This is a genomic window from Ligilactobacillus sp. ESL1201, from assembly GCF_058503265.1.
In genome coordinates this window covers 1707828-1726463 of the sequence record NZ_CP196362.1, presented here as the reverse complement: position 1 = coordinate 1726463, position 18636 = coordinate 1707828, and the positions used below count along the sequence as shown (strand labels likewise).

Genomic DNA, 18636 nt, shown 5'->3' with positions numbered 1-18636 from the left:
TAAACGGGGTCGTTTTTTTTAGGGAGTGATCAAGTGACAGCTTACATGCAAATGGCGGTAGCCGAGGCCCAAAAAGCGCAGGGAATGACGTGGACTAACCCGTTAGTTGGTGCGGTAATCGTTAAGGATGGCCAGGTCTTAGCGACGGGTTATCACCACCAGTACGGCCACGAACACGCCGAGATCAACGCGTTATCTCATTTACGAGACATTAAGCTTGCTCAGGGTGCGACGTTATACGTGACGCTGGAGCCGTGTAGTCATTACGGCAAACAGCCGCCGTGTTGTCAACGAGTAGCAGCGGTCGGCATCAAAAAAGTTGTGATCGGTCAGGTCGATCCGCACAAAGTTGTCGGTGGCAAGGGTGTCGAGTATTTAAAAGAGCACGGCGTGGCAGTTGAAGTCAGCGGTGGCGTGGAGCAGTTGTATGACGCGTATAATTTTTATTACCGCCATGAGCGCCCACAGGTCACGGTTAAATACGCGATGTCTTTGGATGGTAAGATCAACGCGGCTGGTAGCGAGCGGACTTATTTGACCGGGCAAGAGGCGCAACAAGACGCACAGGAATTAAGGTGCGCTAACCAAGCGATACTGGTAGGGGCGCAAACGGTGCGGATCGATGACCCACAATTGACGGTCCGGATCAAAAGTTTACCGCGGCCACCGATCAGGATCGTGTTGACCAGCGACGTGAACAAGCTGGCACCTAACCTGCGTTTATTTGACAGTCCGGGGAAAATTTGGCTGCTTAGCCAGACCGAAGCTCACCGCCAACTACCGGCAAACGTAGCAGTTTTTACCGCGGAAAAGTGGACCCCGGCCAAAATTGCGCAGTTATTAGGAGAACACGAGATCCAGTCGTTGTTAGTAGAAGGCGGCAGTAACGTACAGGCTCAGTTTGTCGCGGCGGGACTGGCCGATAAAGTAGTTGTTTACGTGGCACCGCAAGTGTTGGGAGGCACGGCCTTACCGGCAGTGAGCGGCGTGGCGTTAAACGAACAGGCGACTTATCAGCTGGTTGCAACGCGCTTGTTGGGTGCGGATGTCAGGATAGAAGCGAGGAGGAAATAGATGTTTACGGGAATCATTCAGGGGACCGGCAAGTTGCGGCGTAAAGAAGTTACCGGCAATCACGCGTTGTTGACGTTAGAGCCACAGGGGCTGACGGAAAAAGACCTGCCGCTAGGAGCTAGTATTGCGGTCAACGGGATCTGTTTGACGGTGACGAAATGGCAGGCTGGTCAGTTTACGGTCGACGTGATGCCGGAAACGATGAAGCGCACTAATTTGGCGGACTTACAGCAGGATAGCGTGGTGAATTTGGAGCCTGCTTTGGAATTGGGCGGCAAGTTGGACGGTCATTTGGTGGCGGGACACGTGGATACGACGGCTAAGCTGGTAGCACGCACACCGGTGGAAAATGCGCTGGTCCTGAAATTTGCGGTGCCGCATAAGTATGCACCTTATATAGTAGAAAAGGGCTCGATCGCGATCGATGGCATCAGTTTGACGGTCACGCTGGCGCAAGACGACGAGTTTGGGGTCAGTTTGATCCCGTACACGTTGGAAAACACGACGCTGGGCCACTACCGGCTAGGAGAGCGGGTCAACATCGAGACGGATATGATAGGAAAATACGTGGTGAAACAATATAACAGAGCGCAGTGTGGCGATTAGAGGCGCGCAGTAGCGAAAGGTCAAGCCGAGTTGCGGGCTTGAAGCAACTGGGATTGACATGAGCTAGGGCACAGCCTCTGCCACACGGAGCTCGACTAAGAAAAAGGATGCGCAGTGAGACGGTTAGGAGTTGAGCACTAGCCTAGGCAGTGGTAAATTGCAGGGTTGGCAATTGCCAGTGACGTAGCTAGGCACAGACTCCTGTCTCACGTAGCTCGACTAAATCAGGCATATTATAAGAAAGAAGTGGCAAAAATGGACGAAGAATTAAACGCAAAAATGGAGCGGATCATTAAACACATGCAAAATGGCGGGTTAGTGATCGTGGCCGATTCGCCGCAACGTGAGGCCGAAGGAGATATGATCGGCCTAGCGGAAAGGGTGACCCCGCAGATGGTCAACACGATGGTCACGCACGCTCGCGGGTTGTTATGCGTACCGATGAGTAAGGAATACGCAGATAGGGTAAAATTAAGCCCAATCATTACGGATTCTAATGATAGTTTCGGCACGGCCTTCACCTTGAGTGTCGATGCGACGACGACTACCACGGGGATCTCGGCATTTGACCGTGCTAAAACAATCAAGAAGCTAGCCGACCCTAACAGCCAGTGGGACGATTTTTATCATCCGGGGCACGTTTTCCCGTTGGTTGGTAAAGCGGGCGGCGTGTTGGAACGAACGGGCCACACGGAAGCTGCCCTTGATTTGGCTAAATTAGCTGGTGTGGCACCAGTCGCATTTATCTGCGAAGTGTTGAAAAAAGACGGCACGATGGCGCGGCGTGATGACCTTAAAACGCTGGCTGAACAACTGGAACTTCCACTGTTGACGATCGAAGAGTTGATTGCTTATCGCAAACAGCAGGAAAAAAAAACTCCTAAAATAGAATCGTTTGCCAAGGTGGACTTTCCGACCAAGTACGGGCATTTCACGCTAGAAGCCTGGCAAGAGCAGCAAAATACGACCGACGAGCCCACGTTATTGGTGTCTCAAGGTGAGATCGATCCTGCGAAACCGTTGTTGTTGCGGCTACATAGTGAGTGCTTGACCGGCGATGTCTTCGGCTCTAAACGTTGTGATTGCGGTGCGCAGTTAGCGAGTGCACTGCAAAAGATCGCTGCGAATGGTGCCGGCGCAGTGTTGTATTTGCGTCAAGAGGGTCGCGGGATCGGATTAGCTAACAAATTACGTGCCTATCATCTGCAAGATCAGGGTTTGGACACGGTCGCGGCTAACCAACACCTAGGATTGCCGATCGACGCGCGCAATTATGCGCTGGCAGCGGCGATCCTACACGAAAAAGGAGTTACCAAGGTGCGTTTGATGACCAATAACCCGGATAAGATCAAACAGTTAGAAGACTACGGCATTGAAGTAGTAGAGCGGATCCCGTTGGAGGTCGGCTTGTCGGCAGAAAATAAGAAGTATTTAACGACGAAGAAACATCAGATGCAACATATCTTAAATGAGGTGGATTAAACTATGAAGGAAATTACGGGAATGTTAACGGGACAGGATAAGAAAATCGGGATCGTAGTGGCACAATTCAACGACGTGGTTACCGAAAAGCTATTAAACGGCGCGCTCTCGCAGCTAAAAAAGTCCGGCGTACCGACCGACAATATCACTGTTGTGCGCGTGCCGGGGGCATTTGAGATCGCCCGGACGGCTAATGTGATGGCTAAAAGCGGCAAGTTTGACGGGCTGATCGGACTAGGAGCAGTGGTTAAGGGAGAAACCGCGCACTTTGATTACGTCTGCCAGGGAACGACGGCGCAGTTAGCGGCAGTCTCTGTCAACGGGGACGTGCCTGTGATGTTTGGCGTGTTGATGACGGATACGATGGCGCAAGCAACGGATCGTGCCGGTGGTAAATCCGGTAATAAGGGTGCAGAATGTGCCACGGATATCCTAGAAGTGTTGAGTATCGAAGAGCAATTGAAGTAATTATTGACATAGCAAGTTAAAGGAGGCTGTGACAAAAGCCGGTTAGCAGTTGAGAACTAGCCTAGGCGGTGTCAAATTGCGCTCTTGGCAATTTAACAGCGACGTAGCTAGCCGCAGACTGCTGGCTTTTTGGAGCGCGACTAATCTATGCTTGCAAGGAAATAAAACACTAAAAATAGAGGGATTGGGACTGGGACAAAACTTCGTTTTGTTCCAGTCCCCTTTTTTGGTTTCGTAAGCAATAGACTTAATCGCGTTCGTCAAGCCAGCAGTCTAGGTCCTAAGGACACTGACAAACAAATCCAAGTACAGGATTTGTTTGTCAATGCCACTTAGTCTACGACCGCTAACCGGCTTGACTCACAACTTGTTTGATCGTGTTCCAAAAAGCAGCAGTTTGTGCCTAGCTACGTTTCAAAATAAAACCAAAGTGCGGGTTTTACTTTGAAACTAGGCTAGTGCTCGACTGCTAAACGCTTTTTTCCGCAACTCCTTTTTTGCTGGGCAAAAAGGGCTAAATGCGGTCTATGTGAAAGCCCGGTAGCAATCATAGAGATGTTTTGTACATATTTTTATGGAAAAGTATCCACTTAAATTCAAATAAATACATTTTTTGAAAAAAAGTAAACTTTTTTACTATGACAACCCGGTCACATATAAACGTTGATATATCAACCACTGAGATGATTAATTTGAAAAATTCAATATGCAAAACCGCTGAAAATGAATCGATACAACTGAATATTTTTCCACAAATATACATTTTTTATTCTGATTCTTGATGTAACAAAATGACAAAAACGCTTGTGAAAAAAACGTTCGGAATTTTGGTTGCCAACGACTTTATTTTTTGTGGATGTGTTAAGTAAACGATAAAACGCTGGTTTTACCCTGATTTTTTTGCAAAATTTTAAATCGTTTCAAAAATATCAAAAAACACGTAAATAAAGGGATTTAAATGTTATTTTTGTACACGAGGCTTGATATATCAACGTTTTTGCGGGGTGTAAAGTTGCTTTTTGAGGTTCCTTTTCCTATAATAATGTCCGAAAGTTAAAAAGTGAAATTAAGAGCAAAAAGGGTCTGTTACGCGTTGTCAGAAGTGAAAAAAGCACTAACAAAAAATAAGTAAATCAAAAATCCACCAACTTGATGCTTTAAGTTGCGCGCGACATTGTGCAAAAAGAGGGTAAAAAAATCTAAAAAAATACAAATTTTCAAGAATAAGTACTTTTTTGATGTGTTATTTAGATATGAAAGATGTATTATAGACATGTAAAGAGATGAGGGATTTCAAGAGAGGTTCTTCATCAAAGTTCCATAGTAGATAACAAGGTCAAATGAATTGGAGGAATTCATATTATGAAGAAGTTTAGTAAAGCAATCGTCGCAACATTGGCAGCTGCAGGCTTGTTCGCAGCAGGGGTTACAAATGCAAGTGCAGCATCAGCAGATTATGATACAAATGCTACTGTTAATTTTACTGGCATTACAGATCCTAGTGATACGAATGTTACTCACCCAAACGATCCTAAAAAGCCTAAGGTCCCTGATGATCCTAATCATCTTCCTGGTAATAACAGTCCATCCTCAACAGATAGTACAGGAAATTTGAGAATTCAATTTGTTTCTGATTTTGATTTTGGTTCTGTTGGTAATTCTAGCAGTGTTCTTAAGCCTTTGGCTCATGGTCAATGGTTTGAGGACAAAAATGGTCAGTATGGTACTTCAGCTCCTTTTGCACAGATAGTTGATAATCGTGGTACTAATGCAGGTTGGACATTTACCGTAAAACAAGATAATAAATTTGCTCAATCTGGTACTTCTAATGTGCTAAATTCAACGAAGATTCATATTCCTGGTGGAACTACAGGTGTTACATTTACTTCTGGTGGTACAGTTGCTCCTAGTGGTACTGGCGCTACAGCTTCTCCTGCAATTGATGTCCAACCTGATGGTACTGTTCAGAATGTTATGACTGCTGTAGCTAATACGGGTGCAGGAGTTACAACTGAACAATGGGGTTCCTCTGATAATTATAATGTTGGTGATGCTAGTGGCCTAGCTGATGCTAAGACTAAAACCGAACCGTTGTCCCGCTTAATGGATGATGCTCCAGCTGGAAGCGATGCTGTGTACTTAGAACTTCCTGCAGCTAATGGTGCTGGCGCTGTAGCAGGTGATTATTCAACAACGTTGACTTGGACTTTAAGTGATGTTGTTGGTAACTAATAAATACTGAATCTAAGGAATGAAGAAATGTTCAAAAAAATAAAGCAGCTAGTTGTACTGGCCTTTGTTACCACATTAGCAGTTGTTTTATTTCCGAGTTTAGCTCAGGCTTCTGAGCTAAACTTTTCTGTTAATCCGCAGATGCCGAGTAACCAAACTGACCCCAAGTTAGGTTATTATGACTTGTTGGTACAACCAGGACAGCAAGAAGATATCATTGCTCAGGTTAGCAATTCGACTAACCGCACCGTTAAGGTACGCGTAAAGATCAACCCCGCTTTTACTAATACCAATGGTGTCGTGCAGTATGATACTTTTATTAAGAAACTAGATCCAACCTTGAAGTACAATATCAGACATTACGTGCAATACCCCCACGTTGTTACTTTGACACCTAATAGTAAACAAGACTTACACATTCACGTTAAGTCTCCGGCACGTAAATTCAAGGGTTTGATTGCTGGTGGGATTTCCTTCAAGGAAATCAACGCACCGCAAAAGAATAAGGCTAGTAAAGGGGTTTCTATCAAGAACGAATTTTCTTACGTAGTAGCGTTGGTGATGCAACAAACACCCGATGCTGGGCATAAGACGAAACCTGATTTGAAGCTCCACAAGGTTTATCCCGATTTAGTCAATTACCGCAACACGATCAAAGTAAACTTGCAAAACCCCAAGCCGGTTTACTTAAACAACTTGCTGGTAAAGGCTAAGATTACCGCTAAACGTGGTTCTACTAGTTATACTGCTAAGAAAGTTAACATGCAGATGGCTCCTAATAGTAACTTTGATTTTCCGTTCGACCTTTCCGGGCAGCGGTTATCATCGGGTAGGTATCACTTACACCTAGTTGCTTACGGGCAGAAAACTCCGCAAGGTAAGTACGTGATTGGCGAACAAGAACGTTACTCCCGCAAGTGGGTTTTCGATAAGGACTTCCGGATCACGATGAAACAAGCGCGCTACGGTAACCAAAACGACATGCTTATTAAGTCGCAGAAGAGATCGATTTGGTTCTACGTTGCTTTGATCCTACTGTTACTCTTGTTATTGTTGATCATTATTGCGGTTATCATTTGGTTGTATAAACGCAATCAGAAGAAAAAAGCAGCAGCACAAGGTGAAAGTACGAACAGCCACGTTAAGAAATAACTAAATTAGCTGATTTATTGTTGAAACGTTTAAAAAATCTTAAAAATTACTCACTGTGAACCCGTTATCAGTGAGTAATTTTTGTGTCTAAATTAAAAATAGTACGATTTTAAGCAAAAAAATACTTTTTTGTTATTTTAATTGGGCGCAATTTAAATTAAGTTAAAAATGTCAAAAGGAAAACAACAACAATAAATCAACTAAATAAATTAGTTAATTTACAACTCAAATTAAGTGGGGGTGCTTATGATGAGAAAGTATAGTAAAGCAATTTTAACGATGGTAGCAGCAACTGGACTATTTGTTAGTGGGACCGTTACGATTAATGCGGAGGGGGCCGGTTCCTATAACACGACTGCTAGTGCTGAATTCACTGGCAAACCAGTTGATAGTAAAATTTTAGATCCTGGCGTTGACAACCCGGGACAAGACAACATGTTTCCGAATGATCCTAGTTATTTACCAGAGGGTAGCGAGCCTACAACGGCTGCTAACTCTAACGGCAACTTAACTATTGATTATATTTCTGACTTTTCCTTTAAGGGGATCGGTACTAGCAATAAGACTCAACGTTATAATGCCATGGCACAAAATTACAGCAAGAATGGCGACATGAATGCTAAGCTGCAAAAAGGTGCTAACTTTGCCCAAGTGACTGATTTGCGGGGACAAACCGGTCAGGGCTGGAGTTTAAGCGTTAAGCAACTGACTCCTTTTACGTCAGCTACTGGTAAACAGTTGAAGGGTTTAACTATCTTAGTTCCGAACGGGACAATTGCCGCTACTGCTGCTAAGAATCAGGTTGCTCAGGGCTCGCAAGTCCGGTTAATGCCGGTTTCCGAAGGCGGAACTGACTCTGTAGTGATGAGCGCTACTGGTGACGATGGTCAAGGTGCTACGATGGTAAAATGGGGTAAGTATTCTGCTAATAAAGGTGAACCTGTTAAGGGTAGTTCATCATTTATCCAGTTAGAAGTTCCTGGTGGCATGTCCGCTCAAGCTGGTTCTTATAGCTCAGAGTTACAATGGACTTTGCAAGAAACTCCTGGTAATCAGGTAGCTTAAGTTAGATAAACAAAGTCTTTATTAAGAAATTAATTAGCAACTTGCTCGTCAAGTTAATTAAATAAGTTAAGTTCTTTATCAACGTGGGGGTTGATGAAGGGCTTTTTTGTGCTTTAATTCCGATTTGTTACTTTTATCGCGAAAAAAGTACCTTTTTGTATAGATAATAATGGGTAGATGAGTTAAAGTAGACATGTATGATAGATGATTAGAACAGACAAAAGTTAATAATTAATTAAGTTTTAACCCGCAGGGAGGAAAAAGTTAATATGGTAAAACCAACAAGATTACTCATAACAACTTTAGCTGCGGCTGGAATATTGATGGGCACTGGTAGTAACGTCGGTGCCGTGGTAGTAGACCAAAATGGTGAGGTAATCCGAACTGCTACTGACGACCGGGATTCTTATTCAACGGAGGCAAGAATAGAATTTACCGGTAGTCGGACAGATTCTCCGGTTTTTGTCGTTGATCCTAACCGACCGGAGGCGGGTCCCGTAATTCCTAACAACGTAAACAATATTTCCGGTGGTGGTCGTGTACCAGATTCATCTCCTAATAATAGTGGCTCGGCTACTAGTGTTAATCGAGATGGAGACCTTAGTATTGATTATATTTCCCCGTTTATCTTTAAACAGATCAATAATTCCCCGGTCAGTCAGAACATCGTGGCTCAGGGATTAGGTTATAACGCGGCTGGAGAATATCCAACTACTAATTTGCCGTACCATCATTATGGCGCTAATATTGCTCAAGTCAGTGATTTGCGTGGGAGTGCGGATGGTTGGCACTTAAACGTCAAGATGAGTCAAGCCTTTACTCAAAGTGATGCCGCTGGTAATGTTTTGAAAAATCCGAAGGTGTTAAGGGGAGTCGGGATCAATATTCCGCGGACCCTAGTAACTTCTTATACTAATAATTTGTTAGCCGTTTCCGATAATGGCGGCATGGTTGACGGCGATCACCACGAGGTTTCCGTGATGTCGGCCGCCCAAGGTCAAGGCAGTGGGCTGACGGTTGCTAGTTGGGGAGTCGTTAACGCCCGTGGTGATGGCATGATGATCGCTAACGATAATAATTTGCTTTACAATCAACGAACCGGTGCGCCCGCCGCTAACCGCCCGAATGATTTGGGTGATGGCAATATTACTGATGCGCACACTAAGTCTGGCGCCGCGTTGGACGCTACGGGACAACAGGTGACCCTGCACGTTCCCGGTGGTAACGCTAACGGAATCACTGGGTTGGAACACTACGTCGCTACTTTGACGTGGACTTTGATCACCGGCCCGAATAATAGTTGATTAAGATAGTTATTTTTGGTCTAGTAAATGCTAATGGCACTTACTGGGCTATTTTTAATAGCTGACATTTTAATTTATATCTCATTTTTGGCGATTTTTTGATTTATTTTTTATTTGCTTAATTATTAATGTAAAAAATGCTGTTTTTTAGCTTTATATATAGTAAAATGGATTAAAAATTAAAAATGAGGTTAAATTATGGATAACTATAGAAGTTTAAGAATTTATTCCTATGAACATCCAGGAGAAAAAATTGACGATGAACTGGATAAAAGACTTCATGGCTATGGTACTATTAATTTTCCGCTAGTGATCAATCCAATAGATAAAAAAGAGCAAATTAGACTGTCTGCTAAATACTGGCTTTTTTTAGTACCTATACCTACTTATAACTCTTTGCTAAGTGCAGTTAGGGATAATTCTGCTAAAATTCAAAAAATAATTGCTGAATTACCGGGAATTGCTAGTGGGCAATTTTTTGCTCAATTGTTGAATAAGGAAATCAAGGGAACAAATGATATTGAAAATGTTTATTCAACGACTGAAGAAATCAATAATGCCATCGACAATGCTAATAATGTCAAAAAAAGTGTCAGATTTCAATCTTTTGCTAAAATGTATCTTTCGATTGGACAGCGAAAAGTTAATAAGATAGAATCTTTAGCAAATATTCGCGAGCTTTATGATTTTTTATTGCAAGGTGAAATATCCGAGAAAAAATTGCCTGACGGAAAATTCTTTAGAAATAGTTTGGTGAGAATAGGTAACAAAACAAAAACCGTTCATCTTCCTAAAGAAAGCGAAGAAGAAATTAGCGAACAGTTGGAGGCTTGGCTATCGTTTATTAATTGTCATGAATTCGATGCCATTTTAAAAGCCTGTGTTGCTCATTATTATTTTGAATATATTCATCCATTTTATGATGGTAATGGTAGGCTAGGTCGGTATATTTTTTGCAGTTATATTGCCAAAAAGGTTGATCCTTATACGGCAATTAGTTTGTCTTATCAAATCAACTTGAAAAAAAGCAGGTATTATAAAGAATTTGCAGAAGTTGAAAATCCTAAAAACTATGGCGAAATCACTTTTTTTGTAATTTCTTTACTAAAATACTTAGTTGCTGGGCAAAAGTATGTTTTAGAAAGGTTGCATTTATCTCAAAAAAGGTTTAATTTTTTGGAGAAACAATTGCAAAAATTAATACCAGAACGGACGGAACAGCAAATTTTATCCGTTTATTCTCAAGCATATTTATTTAATGATATAGACGGAAGCATTGCTGATGAATCACTGAAAAAATTGTTTAAAAAAAGGGATAATATTTCTGCCAATAGTGTTCGTAGTAATTTAGACCGGTTGGAAGAACGTGGTTGGATAAAAACAATTAAAAAAAGACCGCTAAAAAGAATTTTGACGGCTGAATTTTTGCAATTCATTGGAATAGAGCAATAAAATGTCTTGAGACTCCGGTTATTTCTTTGAATGATAATATGTAGTCTTTTCTAGGACGAAGATAGAGTTGCCAATTACTAAAAAAATACTTTTTTTAATAAAAAAGTACTTTTACACATGAAATTATCCAACGATTTAAGTTAAAATAAAGATGTTGAATAGTCATGATGGCGTAATAGGTAAAAATCTCATAATATAACTGGGGGGAGGTTTATAATGAGTAAATCATACAAAATAATTACGACTGCTGTAGCCGCAATTGGGTTATTTGCTAGTGGCGTCATGAACGCGACGGCTGATGATACGGCTACTTATACAACCAAACCCGGTGTTACTTTTAGTAATAATATCCAGCCTAATCAGATTATTAATCCCTGGTACCCGGACGAAGCGCACGTTATCCCTAATGATGCGGATCACCTAGAGGGTGCCACGGGAACGCCCGCGAGTGCGAATACGGATAAAACATTGACGCTTGATTTCGCTTCGAATTTTAACTTTGGCGACGTTGATAATAGTAGTTTGTCACAAAAGATTCCGGCGATGGGACAACTGATCAGAAGCAATGCAGTTACTGCTCCAGCAGGTGAGCCGCAGTGGTTTGGACTTCCTGCAGGTCAGCAGGACATGACTTTTGGTATGTATAGTTCGCCTTTTGTGCAGGTAACTGATCTCCGGGGCGGTAACCCGACGGGTTGGACGCTATCGGTCGAAGAAACCAAGGATTTTACTAAATTAGACGCCGCGGGTAATCTTACTAATAAGACTTTGGATGGACTGGTAATCGTGATTCCTCAAGGAGAAATTAGTTCATTTACGTCTACGGGAGTACAATCCCAGGAAAATGAAGCTAGCCTAGCTGAACCAGTTGAACAGGCTGACGGCACGGTTCAAACCTCTGCTACGGAGATTATGAGTGCGCCTGCTGCTGTTAATGCTTCTACCAATGGAATAGGTTCTACGATTATTTCGTGGGGGAATTCGTATTATAGTCAGCCTGCTGGTGAAAAAGATCCCCGTAAAGCTGCGGATTTTGACGTTGACCAGGTAGTCCACTTAAATGTTCCTGCTGGTAACTCCGTAGGAGCACAAAAGGGGCAATACCAAGCAACTTTGAATTGGATTCTTGCTAATACTCCTTAATTTTAATGAGGGTTAATAAAAATAAAGGAGTTGGGACAAAAAGCGCTTAGCAGTCGAGCACTAGCCTAGTTTCAAAGTAAAACCTGCACTTTGGTTTTATTTTGAAACGTAGCTAGGCGCAAACTGCTGCTTTTTGGAGCACGATCAGTCTATTACTTACGGAAAACAAAAAAGGGCTGGGACAAAACTTGGTTTTGTCCCAGCCCTTTTTGATATTTACGTTGTAATGACGCGACTTTAATCAAAATAAGTGACGGCCCAGTCTAGGGCATCGCGGGCCACAACTTGTCGAGCGCGTTCTTCTAATAAGGCAACGCCAAACGATACCGGCTGGCCGTATTCGTAAACGTAACCCAACAAGTCATTGATCTGCTGGGTGGAGATTTCGTTTTTGTCGAACACTAAGTCTAGATAATATTTATGCTCCAACAAATATAATGACGCAAAAAGATTAACATTTTGTTCAACCAAGGTGCGCGCTAAGCACAAAAAATCCTCGAAGTCGTTAAATAGCACTAAATGGTGTTCGATCACCGCGTGTGTATGCTGCGGTTTCGGTTGCGTAGCCGGCTTTTTAGGCGTTGCTTTAGTGCGGTGCTGATTTAAGTTGTCCTTAATATAAGCAGCGACATCATCGTTGAGACCGAATTTGTTAGTATTCAACTGATCCAAGGTTTTTTTGATCTCAGCGGGAGTGGCGCTATCGTGCGGCGTGTTAGCTGCCAACGAGCCGTCTGCATTTTCATCATTGACTTTAGAAATGAAAAGCTCTAAGCCATTGCGGCTAGGCAGTACTTGGAAAGTGATCGCATCGATATCGCGAAATTCATGATCGACGTCGACCTCGTCTAAAATGCTGTAAAAAAAGCTCTCGATCTCGTCTTGACTGCCTAATAAATCTAAGACGGTGATCCCGCGATCTGCTAGATCTTGGTTTTCAAGTAAAACACGAATCGTATTATCATTAATTTTTTCCATCTTCATCTATGAGCGCCTCCGTTGCAGAATACACTGCAGTACTACCCCGATTAGGTTGATTGTAGCACCAATAATGGCAGAATTCTAGTAGTAATCACGTTTGTCTAGCGCAACAAAAAAGGACCTGAGACAAATATCTCGTCTCAAGCCCTCCTTTCGTGGGGCCTTGCTGCTTAGAACCCAGCTAAAGCCTGTGCTCTTTTTAAATTCTGGAGTTCCATTGCCCGTACTTCACGCGGCAAGAACCGCCGGATCTCGTCTTCGTTATAGCCGACTTGCAGGCGTTTTTCGTCCATAATGATCGGACGCCGTAAGAGACCGGGATTATCTTGGATCAGTTTAAACAAATCACGTAAAGGTAATTCGTCTAAGTCGATGTTCAAATCGCGGTATACTTTGGAACGCTTGGAGATGATCTCTTCGGTTCCATCTTCGGTCATTTGTAAAATGCTTTTAATTTCATTCACACTTAATGGCTCTGAAAAAATATTACGCTCTGTAAAGGGAATATCATGTTCAGTTAACCAGGCGCGAGCTTTACGACAAGAAGTACAACTTGGTGATGTATATAATGTAACCATCTCAACACTTCCTTAATAGTTAAGCCATTGCAATACATTTTCTACATTTTTAATTATACACTTTTTTTAAATAAATGAAACCTTTTTTCAAATGTTTTTTCAGAAAATTTAGTGTAAAGTTCACCATTATTTGTACTAATGGTTGTTAAATAGCTGTTTAAGCTGTTTGGAATTACATGAAAATTTCAAACTATTATTAGTTTTTGTTAATATAAAAATAAAGCTAAAATTTATATATTGCGCAACATATAAATTTATTTTGGTCCAGTAAGGAGCCAAAATTTTTGCGGCTAAAATAATGTCCGGGATTTTAACAGTAAAATGAGAAAGACACTCATTTAATTGCTGGTATTTTTTAATATTACCGCTTTATCATGAATAAAGTTGCTATATTTAGTGTAATAATTCGTCTTTTGCCACAATAAACTACAATTTCTGCGTAATAGTTCATTTTTTAATTTAGAGAAAATGGTGTAAAATAAAAAAATAATAGTAGAGAAAGAAGGATCAATATGAAAGGAAAAAAGTTGCCGCGTCTTTCTTTAGGCTGGCAGATCATGATCGGTTTAGCTTTAGGGATCATTTTGGGAGTGATTTTTTACCAAAATAAAATGGCGATCACGGCGATGCAAAATATCGGGACGATGTTTATCAGCCTGATTCAAATGATCGTTTTGCCGATCGTGGTTTCTTGTTTAACGGTCGGGATCGCTAATATCGGTGATATGAGAAAACTAGGGCGAGTGGGGATCAAGACGATCGTTTACTTTGAGGTCATGACGACGATCGCGATTTTGTTAGGGATGTTAGTAGCTAACGTTTTTCACCCCGGGACCCTGATCAATATCCACGCTTTACATAGTTCTGATATTAGTCAGTACATGCAAACGGCTAAGAATTCGCAGAGTAATAATAGCATTTGGGGCATTATCATGGGCATTATCCCGACCAACTTCTTCAAGGCTTTGGGAACCGGCGATATGTTACCGGTGATCTTTTTTTCGGTCTTCTTTGGCTTAGGAGTAGCTGCGATCGGCAAACAAGGACAGATCATTATCGACTTTTTGCAGGCCGTGTCTGAAGTCATGTTTAAGGTCACCAACTGGGTAATGAACACCGCACCGATCGGAGTTTGTGCGTTGATCGGGGCGACGATCGCACAGATGGGCCTTTCTGCTTTGGCTCCTCTAGGTTACTTTATCGTCCTAGTTTACGCGACGATGATCTTTTTTGTGTTGGTGGTCATGGGTTTAGTGGCGAAGTTATTTAAGATCAACTTCGGTCATTTACTAAAACTGATCAAAGACGAGATCGTGCTGGCATTTTCGACTTCGAGTTCTGAAGCGACCTTGCCGCGGATCATCGACAAGATGGGAAAATACGGCGTGTCACAGGGGATCGTTTCTTTCGTGATCCCGACTGGCTATACTTTTAACCTAGATGGTTCTGCGATCTACCAGTCGCTAGCGGCGTTATTTTTGGCGCAGGCTTATCACATTCACATGGGGATCGGCCAACAGCTAACGTTGCTATTGGTGTTGATGATCACGTCCAAGGGAATGGCCGGGGTTTCTGGCGCTTCTTTTGTGGTCTTGCTCGCAACGATGTCGACGATCGGCGTCCCGGTTTCGGGTTTGACGTTTATCGCGGGCATCGACCGGTTGGTAGATATGTGTCGGACGGCGGTCAACGTGGTTGGCAATTCGTTAGCGACCCTGATCGTGGGTAAGTCGGAAAATGAGTTCGACGAACAGCAATCACAAAAATACTACGACAGTTTAAAATAGTGGTGGTAAAAGACGTGAAATAGCAGTACGCTTGAGACGAGGAAGTGATCAAGGTGAAGACGTTGAACCTTTATTTGGTGCGTCACGGACAGACTTACTATAATATTTTCAATAAATTGCAGGGGTGGAGTAATTCACCGTTGACCGAAGCGGGGATCGCCGACGCTAAACAAGCCGGCGTGCGGTTGGCCCAAGTTAAATTTGCCGCTGCCTTTTGTTCGGATACGACTAGGGCACAAAATACGGCTGAGCTGATTTTAGCGGCTAATCAAGTGTCGTCGATCAAACAGGCTCAAGCCACCTCCGCGTTACGTGAAGAGTTTTACGGCTACTATGAGGGCACTGACATGGCGCAGGCATGGTATTTGGCAGGCGCTCCTCACGGGGCCAAGACTTTTGCGCAGATCGTCAGCCAGCATTCGGTGGCGACGGCTAAAGACTGGCTAAAAGAAGCTGATCCCTTCCATTTGGCGGAAAATAATGAAGAGTACTGGCAGCGCGTCGACCAGGGATTTGCGTTGATCGCCGCTACGCCGCAGTTACAAGATGGCGATAACGTGTTGGTGATCTCGCACGGCAATACCCTGTTGAGTTTAATGGAACGTTTTGCACCGGGAAAATACGATCTGAGCGAGCGGCCGGCCAACGGCAGTTTAACGCGCCTGCAGCTGACGGATGGTAAGATTAAGGTAGTTAGCTACAACGAGGCTGCGAGTCAAGCCGATTAAGTCTATGACTTACGGAAACTAAAAAAGGAGATCGGAACAAAAATGACTTTTGTCCCAATCTCCTCTTTTTAAGTGAAGCCGTTTGCCGGATTTGAACCGGCGACCCCCACCTTACCACGGTGATGCTCTACCTACTGAGCTAAAACGGCATGTCTTTTAAGCACCTAAACATTATATTATACCTATGATGGATTTGCAAGGGATTAATTTTTAAGCGCTGCTATTTTGGAGTCTGACATTTGGCGGGCTTTGTGTTATGGTTAGAAAAACGGGGAACAAACGCGCAGGAGGTTTTAAATGAGTACTGAACGACAAGCGGAACAAAAACGTGTTACTAATGTGATCAAGCAAATCGAACAAAAAACATTGGTGACCGAAAAGGAATACCAGCGGGCCCACGCCGAAACTTCTTCGGTGGAAAAAAATTACGGGCAAAACGCGAAGATCAATACCTTTGAAGTCGACGACCGCATCGAAACTAACGCCGAAGTTCAACAGCAAAAGCAATTAGTCGCCAAGAATGTACAGACCGAAAATATTTTGGCTAAGCAACTGGAAACGCTCAAGGACTTAAAAGATTCGCCGTACTTTGGCCGCATTGATATTCACGAACGCGGCGAAGCGGATAACGAAACGCTGTATATCGGTACTGCTTCTTTGACGGACGAGCAGCAAAATTTTTTGATCTATGATTGGCGGGCCCCGATCTCTTCTATTTACTATAACGGCACCTTAGGCCAAGTCGCTTACGACACTCCGGGCGGCCAGCAGCAAGCCGAGTTACTGAAGAAGCGTCAGTTTAAAATCAGCCACGGTCAGATCAAAAACATGTTCGACACGAACGAAACGGTGGGCGATGAGCTGTTGCAAAGTGTGCTTAACGAGCACAGCGATGAGTATATGAAAAATATCGTAGCGACGATCCAGCAGGAACAAAACGACATTATTCGTAATACAACTAGCGACTTATTGCTGGTTCAGGGCGTAGCGGGCAGCGGTAAAACGTCGGCTATCTTACAGCGGATCGCATTTTTGCTCTACCATAGCCGCAGCGAACTGGTTGCCGATCAGATCGTGTTGTTTTCGCCCAACTTGTTATTTAGTCACTACATTTCGGACGTTTTGCCCAGTTTAGGCGAGCGTAATATGCGCCAAGTAACTTTGAGTGAGTTTTTTACCCGCCGGCTGGAAGGACTGCACGTCGAGACCTTATTTGAACGCTACGAAAGTCAAATGACTCCTGCGCAAAAAAAGGTGAGTCAGGCAAAACAAACGACGGATTTTATGCATGCAATCGAGGATTACGCCGCGTCCCTTAGTGCTCAGCAGCTCTGCTTTACCGACGTTTCTCTTTCTGGTGAGGTGATCTTTAGTGCAGAGCAGATGCGCCAATTTTACGCGCAGTTACCCGTAGCGATGGCTCCCGCGCAACGTTTTGCGGCCCTCAAAAAGCAGTTGTTCAAGTGGTTACAACACAAGATCGACCAACAGGCTACTAGCGATGAGATCCAAGACGAGCTCGACAACCTGGCACCTGACAAATACGTAGTATTAGAAGCTAAGTTGCCCCAAAAGCCTTTTAGTTCTGACGATCAGTTACGTTTGGCGTTGGGGAAGCTCCTGGCTAAAAAACGCTACGCCGTGATCGCAGACGCGCTGACCAACAATTATTTCTTCGATAGCTACCAGCAATACGAGCACTTTTTACAGCAGGTATTACCCAAAAGTGCGCCGGAGTTTGCCACTGAATTAGAGTACCATAAGATCGCGTGGGATGATTGTGCGCCGTTGTTGTATTTACGCGATTTGTTGACGGGCAGCGGGCAAAATCATGCGATCGCTTATTTGTTTATCGACGAGATGCAAGACTATACTTTAGCCCAGCTGTTTTACCTAAAATTTGTCTTTTGTAACGCCAAACTGACGTTATTGGGTGATAGCGAGCAGGCACTGTACTTTGCTCCCAGTCGCCCGCAGGAGTTGCTGCAAGATTTGGCGACGGCATTAAATATGCGCAAACAAAAACTGGTCGCGTTGACCAAGAGTTATCGCGCCACCTTACAGATCACTAATTTTATGAAGGCGTTGTTGCCTAAGGGAGAACAAATTCAGGCCTTTAATCGCCCCGGTCCCGTGCCGCTGTTATGTTTAACTAACGCACAACAAGCACTGTCTGTGCTGGAACGCCATTTAAAAAAGGAACTCGAACACTACGACAGCGTGGCGTTGATCACGCAGAATATGGCGGAAAGTAAACGACTTTACGCCCAGTTACGGCACCGTTTGCCCGTGACTTTGCTGGCAGACAGCGACCGGGCTTTGCCTCAGGGGGTGGCCTTGTTGCCGATCTATTTGGCGAAGGGGTTAGAATTTGACAGCGTGGTAGTTAGCGATGTTTCCGCGCAAAAATACCCGAACGCAGATATGCGTGGTATTTTGTACACGATCTGTTCCCGGGCGATGCACCACTTGATATTAGTAAGTGTCGGGGAGCCTACGCCGCTGCTGCAACAGGTAGACCCGCAATTATACGCACTGGAAACTCAGTTGGTGCGCTGATTCGTTGTGGTCGCAAGCCCGATTT

The 18636-nt window shown here is 43.6% G+C and carries 15 protein-coding genes and 1 tRNA gene; 13 read left to right on the top strand and 3 right to left on the bottom strand.

The annotated features are described in order from the left end of the window. Nucleotides 1-33: 33 nt before the first annotated feature. From ribD to ACSYSK_RS08495, 10 genes are all read left to right on the top strand, one after another. The gene (gene ribD / locus ACSYSK_RS08540) at nt 34-1074 is read left to right on the top strand and encodes a bifunctional diaminohydroxyphosphoribosylaminopyrimidine deaminase/5-amino-6-(5-phosphoribosylamino)uracil reductase RibD (protein ID WP_491714714.1); all 1041 of its coding nucleotides are present in this window, start codon (nt 34-36) and stop codon (nt 1072-1074) included. After that, nucleotides 1075-1680: a riboflavin synthase gene (gene ribE / locus ACSYSK_RS08535; RefSeq protein WP_491714713.1), complete on the top strand. Its 606-nt coding sequence runs from the start codon at nt 1075-1077 to the stop codon at nt 1678-1680. 255 nt (nt 1681-1935) lie between these two features. Beyond that, entirely contained in the window at nt 1936-3162 is a 1227-nt protein-coding gene (ribA, locus tag ACSYSK_RS08530) for a GTP cyclohydrolase II (RefSeq protein ID WP_491714712.1), read from the top strand. Nucleotides 3163-3165: 3 nt separating this feature from the next. Next, a complete protein-coding gene (gene ribH / locus ACSYSK_RS08525; protein ID WP_491714711.1) occupies nt 3166-3630 on the top strand; it encodes a 6,7-dimethyl-8-ribityllumazine synthase in 465 nt (154 codons plus the stop codon). A gap of 1362 nt (nt 3631-4992) precedes the next feature. Further along, complete coding sequence (locus tag ACSYSK_RS08520) at nt 4993-5862, top strand: WxL domain-containing protein (protein ID WP_491714710.1); 870 nt, start codon at nt 4993-4995, stop codon at nt 5860-5862. Nucleotides 5863-5889: 27 nt separating this feature from the next. Then, on the top strand, nt 5890-7014 hold the full coding sequence (locus tag ACSYSK_RS08515; RefSeq protein WP_491714709.1) for a WxLIP family cell surface protein: 1125 nt from the start codon (nt 5890-5892) through the stop codon (nt 7012-7014). Nucleotides 7015-7260: 246 nt separating this feature from the next. Then, a complete protein-coding gene (locus ACSYSK_RS08510; protein WP_491714708.1) occupies nt 7261-8079 on the top strand; it encodes a WxL domain-containing protein in 819 nt (272 codons plus the stop codon). A 269-nt stretch (nt 8080-8348) separates the two neighbouring features. Continuing rightward, nucleotides 8349-9383 carry a WxL domain-containing protein gene (locus tag ACSYSK_RS08505; RefSeq protein ID WP_491714707.1) on the top strand — a complete coding sequence of 345 codons (1035 nt, stop codon included), beginning with the start codon at nt 8349-8351 and terminating at the stop codon, nt 9381-9383. A gap of 198 nt (nt 9384-9581) precedes the next feature. Beyond that, entirely contained in the window at nt 9582-10835 is a 1254-nt protein-coding gene (locus ACSYSK_RS08500) for a Fic family protein (RefSeq protein ID WP_491714706.1), read from the top strand. Between the two features lie 216 nt (nt 10836-11051). Beyond that, complete coding sequence (locus ACSYSK_RS08495) at nt 11052-11978, top strand: WxL domain-containing protein (protein ID WP_491714705.1); 927 nt, start codon at nt 11052-11054, stop codon at nt 11976-11978. A gap of 237 nt (nt 11979-12215) precedes the next feature. Here ACSYSK_RS08495 and ACSYSK_RS08490 read toward each other — a convergent pair whose 3' ends face one another. After that, complete coding sequence (locus ACSYSK_RS08490; protein WP_491714704.1) at nt 12216-12962, bottom strand: adaptor protein MecA; 747 nt, start codon at nt 12960-12962, stop codon at nt 12216-12218. A 167-nt stretch (nt 12963-13129) separates the two neighbouring features. Then, the gene (gene spxA, locus ACSYSK_RS08485) at nt 13130-13537 is read right to left on the bottom strand and encodes a transcriptional regulator SpxA (RefSeq protein ID WP_491714703.1); all 408 of its coding nucleotides are present in this window, start codon (nt 13535-13537) and stop codon (nt 13130-13132) included. Between the two features lie 512 nt (nt 13538-14049). On the opposite strand from spxA, the gene ACSYSK_RS08480 reads away from it, so the two are divergent. Together ACSYSK_RS08480 and ACSYSK_RS08475 are read left to right on the top strand one after the other, a co-directional pair. Next, entirely contained in the window at nt 14050-15324 is a 1275-nt protein-coding gene (locus tag ACSYSK_RS08480) for a cation:dicarboxylate symporter family transporter (protein ID WP_491714702.1), read from the top strand. 53 nt (nt 15325-15377) lie between these two features. Then, on the top strand, nt 15378-16052 hold the full coding sequence (locus tag ACSYSK_RS08475) for a histidine phosphatase family protein (RefSeq protein ID WP_491714701.1): 675 nt from the start codon (nt 15378-15380) through the stop codon (nt 16050-16052). 76 nt (nt 16053-16128) lie between these two features. On the opposite strand, the gene ACSYSK_RS08470 is transcribed toward ACSYSK_RS08475, so the two are convergent. Then, nucleotides 16129-16201 (bottom strand) — tRNA-Thr (locus tag ACSYSK_RS08470). Between the two features lie 148 nt (nt 16202-16349). Between ACSYSK_RS08470 and helD the strand changes: the two genes are divergently transcribed. Next, on the top strand, nt 16350-18611 hold the full coding sequence (helD, locus tag ACSYSK_RS08465) for an RNA polymerase recycling motor HelD (RefSeq protein ID WP_491714700.1): 2262 nt from the start codon (nt 16350-16352) through the stop codon (nt 18609-18611). Nucleotides 18612-18636: the final 25 nt, after the last annotated feature.